Here is a 4069-nt window from a genome sequence, read left to right on the forward strand (position 1 = left end):
GGGTTCGTGTGTCCGGTTATGCCGCTCATATAGCGCGAACAAAATCAAACCATATTTCAGCGGAATTTTATCATTCAATCCATGAACATTTTCATGGTTAACGCATTTCATCAATTCGTACCTGCCGAACAGGCGTCGAGCAAGGATTGCAACCATGAAGAAGTTCGTTACCGCAGCCATCATCTGTGCCGCCTTTTCCAGCGCAGCATATGCCGTTGATGACAAAACGCGGGATGCTATTCAGGCGCTTAAATTTACGAAGGCGAGCGCGTATGCAAAAGCCGTCGATCAGTATTGCTTTGCCGATCATCCATTTGCCACTCAACCCCTCGCCGATGCCGCCATGCAAGAAGCGGAATTCCGCCAGGAAATGAATGGGAACGAACAAGCTACGGACATTATCGCAGACGCCGACCGTTCCGCAGCAGAACATTTGAAAGTCGATCAATCGGCCTGCGCGCCGGCCGCTACCTTCGTAGATGGTGTAGTAGCGACGATGGAGGACTCAAAACAGCATATGGCGGCCATCAAGCAGACGTTCGCCGATGCGAAGGCGGCCGAGGAAAAGGCTGCGCAGGTCGAAAAGCGGTCCACTACTTGCCACGACCTGGAATCGAGCGCCGACACTGCCGGCCTTGAGGACCTGGTTTCCAAACGCATGGCGCTCCTTGACTGTGCCGACGTGCTTGGTGTCGATAATATTGCCAAGGTTGACGCGCGAATCGAAAAACTGCGCGCGGACCACAAAACCGCTGACGATGCAAAGCAAAAGCAAGCCGCCGATGCAAAAGCGGCGGCCGCGGCCGCCGACGCGAAAAGAGCTGCCGAAGTTGCAACAAACATGGCAAAGCCTGCCGTTAAGCCAGCGGTCAAACCTGCGGCCGAGATGAGTTTCGTCGGCAGGTGGGATCAGATCGACGGTAGCTGCAGAGGCAGACTCTGGGATTTCAACACAAGGAGCTATGACGGGACACCGATCAGGAATGTCGAACGCAATGGCAACAGCTACCGGGTAGAATTGAGCGATGGTTATGCCTTCGAGCTTCGGGACGTGACTAATAGAAACCTGACCTGGTATTCGCTCGAGAGCGGCGATAGCTTCCGCTTGAAACGCTGCAAATAAGCCTGGTGGGCAGCGTGTGTGTCGCAGTTCAGCATTTTCGCAAACTTTGGAACCCTGTCCCTTGGTGAACGTTAACTCCATCAAATGGGCGGGATATTTGATTTGAAAAAAGGAACACTGTTATGTTGAAAAAAATCCTTATCGTCGGAGCAACGGCGTTAATCGCCATGACATCGGCTCCCCAAGCCTTTGCTCAGTCCATTCAGATTGGCCCTGACGGTGTTCGGCTACAAGAGCCGCGGCCGGAACGGGATTATCGCCGTGTATCGGACATCAGTGAGCGCGAAGCGGTGCGTATCGCCAGAAGCGAAGGCCTTCGCGATGTCGACGACGTAAGGCGCACGAGGTCGAGGTTCGTCGTTGAGGGTATGGATCGCCGCGGCAACGACATGCGCGTCAGCGTAGATCGCCGTACTGGTGACGTCCTTTCCGTGCAGTAAGCGTCAACCTAACGAAAGCCCGCCGCCGCAAGTGGCGGGCTTTTCCACGCCGACGGACGGTAGCTTAGTAGGCTGATGTATCGCCATAGTCTTCAGTGAGATCATATAGACGCGACAGTTCTAGCTCGACTGCGGTGAAGAATGCTCCGACCTGCTCATCCTGTTCGTCCTCTTTGACCCCAATCCGCTCAAGATGCCGAAACAACGTATCGGCAATCTGGTTACGATAAGCTTCCGCCTGCCGATCTGTAGCCTTTTCCATCAGTTTCGCCGCCACGTCGCGAATCTTCGCCACACGCTTCGTCAGTGGGAACGCAATGATCTGGCATGGGATCGGGGATTCAGCTTCGAACATACTCATACTCTTCCCGGTTCGGCAACGCCGCGCTTACAATTGATTCGCCCAACGATAAGGCGAAGGTTCCTAACAATGTGTTCAGCTATGGCCGTTATGCCGTCTAGAGCGCGTGATTGGTGACGTAACAAGTTATGTAACAAGCCAGCGAACAGATTGTGTGTAACGAAACCATAATGTTGCCCGCTACGGCACGCATGCCTATTCAAGTTCGTGTAAAGTGATTCGCATTCGTTACGGCATAAACACATGGCACTCAGTAATGCAGAGAGGCAAAGACGGCACCGCGAGCGGCAGAAGCAAAAGCTTGCCGCGACTGCACCGGATCTCTTCATGCAGTACGAGAATGTCGGTGCTGATCTCCGTGACAAACTATACGCGCTTATCGACGCCGAAAATGGGCGGCGCGAACGTGCAGTAACACTTGTTGGACCGACGGATTTCCGCAGGGTCATTCTCGACATTGCTCTTAACGAAAATCGCTCAGGTATTGCCGACAGCGCGCGAATGGTCTTGCTCAAAGCTCTCAGTATGGGCGAAAGCTCAGAAAAGGAGATTCTTGACGCGCGCCGGCAAAAGGATGCCTTCGCCGAGCGAAAGTCTGACTTACGTGACTCGAAGGAACAAGTGACGCCGCTTGCACATTATTTGCGTGTTCCGAATTTCGGCTAATTGTTACACTTCTGTTCTCATGTTCCGTTAGCTTGGCGCGATAGCGCTGCGTAACGATAAAGGACGAATTCCATGGCACATCCTGCCTTTTCACCTTCCCATGTAGCCGTAATCACAGGAGGCGCATCCGGTATCGGCCTTGCGGCTGCAAAGCGCTTCGCTTCCATGGTTTAAAGGTTGCCATTGCCGATCTTGCCGGTGAAAAACTCGACTGGGCTTATGCGGCGGTTTCTGAACTCGCCAACACTGGTGACGTCATCGCTATTGCCACAGACGTAACCAACGTCGAAGATCTGCGCAAACTGCAGCAGACGGTCAACGGTAGATTTGGCGGCGTTGCCGTCCTCATGAACAATGCGGGCATCCAGCCTGGCAGCGGCGTTTTCGATGCAGATCACTGGGACAGGATCATCGCCGTAAACATGTTCGGTGTAATCCGCGGCTGCCAGGTTTTTGGCCCGGACATGATCCGGCAAGGCAAACCCGGCCTCATCATCAATACCGGCTCCAAGCAGGGCATAACCACTCCGCCTGGCGATCCTGCTTACAATGTCTCGAAATCGGGCGTGAAGACCTTCACTGAAGCCTTGCAGCATGAGTTACGTAACACAAAGCACTGTCTCGTAACGGCTCATCTGTTCATTCCGGGTTTTGTCTATACGCCYTTGACTGCAGGAAATCGCACGGAAAAGCCAGCTGGCGCGTGGACGCCGGAACAAACCGTCGATTTCATGCTGGAGCGTGTGTCAGCCGGTGATTTTTATATCCTCTGCCCAGATAATGATGTAGCCCGCAGCCTCGATGAGCGCCGCATCCTCTGGGCAGCCAACGATATTATCAGGAACCGTCCACCCTTGTCGCGCTGGCATCCGGCCTATCAGAGCGAATTCGCTGATTTTCTTAATCAGGATATCTGACCCGCTAATTCTGGGACACAGTCTCGGATATTGTGAACCCCTCAAATTGCGAGAGCGATTTCCAGATCAGTCGCTTGATACCGGGACTGATCCGGTTCTATGCTGAGGAAAGCCCTTCATTGACAAAGTTGGATTCATAATGACCTCATCTCCCCAAATCCCCGCCGTCGATCCCGTGAAGCTCGATCGTCTGGCGGAAGTAGCCATCAAAATTGGCTTGCAGTTACAGCCCGGACAAGATCTCCTGATCACGGCCCCGCTTGCCGCAGTGCCTCTGGTGCGTCGGATCACAGAACATGCCTACAAGGCGGGAGCGGGTCTCGTGACATCGCTATACAGCGACGAAGAAGCCACTCTTATGCGCTATCGCAACGCTCCAGACGAAAGTTTCGATCGCGCCACAGGCTGGCTGTTTGAGGGAATGGCGAAAGCCTTTTCTGCCAATACAGCTCGGCTTGCAGTTGCCGGTGATAATCCGATGCTGCTCTCTTCGGAGGATCCGGAAAAGGTCTCCCGCGCGAACCGGGCGCAATCCCGTGCTTATCAGCCCGCGTTGGAAAAG

At 54.0% G+C, this 4069-nt stretch carries 5 protein-coding genes and 1 pseudogene; 5 read left to right on the forward strand and 1 reads right to left on the reverse strand.

All coding sequences use genetic code 11. The annotated features are described in order from the left end of the window. The first annotated feature begins 154 nt into the window (after positions 1 to 154). Both ACXJ5O_RS20595 and ACXJ5O_RS20600 read left to right on the forward strand, forming a co-directional pair. Positions 155 to 1123 carry a hypothetical protein gene (locus tag ACXJ5O_RS20595; protein WP_457301521.1) on the forward strand — a complete coding sequence of 323 codons (969 nt, stop codon included), beginning with the start codon at positions 155 to 157 and terminating at the stop codon, positions 1121 to 1123. Positions 1124 to 1245: 122 nt separating this feature from the next. After that, positions 1246 to 1563 carry a PepSY domain-containing protein gene (locus ACXJ5O_RS20600; protein WP_457301522.1) on the forward strand — a complete coding sequence of 106 codons (318 nt, stop codon included), beginning with the start codon at positions 1246 to 1248 and terminating at the stop codon, positions 1561 to 1563. Between the two features lie 64 nt (positions 1564 to 1627). Here ACXJ5O_RS20600 and ACXJ5O_RS20605 read toward each other — a convergent pair whose 3' ends face one another. Further along, complete coding sequence (locus ACXJ5O_RS20605; RefSeq protein WP_224507151.1) at positions 1628 to 1918, reverse strand: DUF6074 family protein; 291 nt, start codon at positions 1916 to 1918, stop codon at positions 1628 to 1630. A 249-nt stretch (positions 1919 to 2167) separates the two neighbouring features. Here ACXJ5O_RS20605 and ACXJ5O_RS20610 point away from each other — a divergent pair, with 249 nt between their 5' ends. From ACXJ5O_RS20610 to ACXJ5O_RS20620, 3 genes and pseudogenes are all read left to right on the forward strand, one after another. Then, positions 2168 to 2590 (forward strand): hypothetical protein, encoded by a 423-nt coding sequence (locus ACXJ5O_RS20610; RefSeq protein WP_457301523.1) that lies wholly within the window; start codon positions 2168 to 2170, stop codon positions 2588 to 2590. Positions 2591 to 2662: 72 nt separating this feature from the next. Further along, positions 2663 to 3507: pseudogene (locus ACXJ5O_RS20615) on the forward strand (SDR family NAD(P)-dependent oxidoreductase). Positions 3508 to 3646: 139 nt separating this feature from the next. After that, a partial coding sequence (locus ACXJ5O_RS20620) for an aminopeptidase (protein ID WP_457301524.1) occupies positions 3647 to 4069 on the forward strand: 423 nt, incomplete at its 3' end.

This window comes from Phyllobacterium sp. P5_D12, from assembly GCF_054049495.1.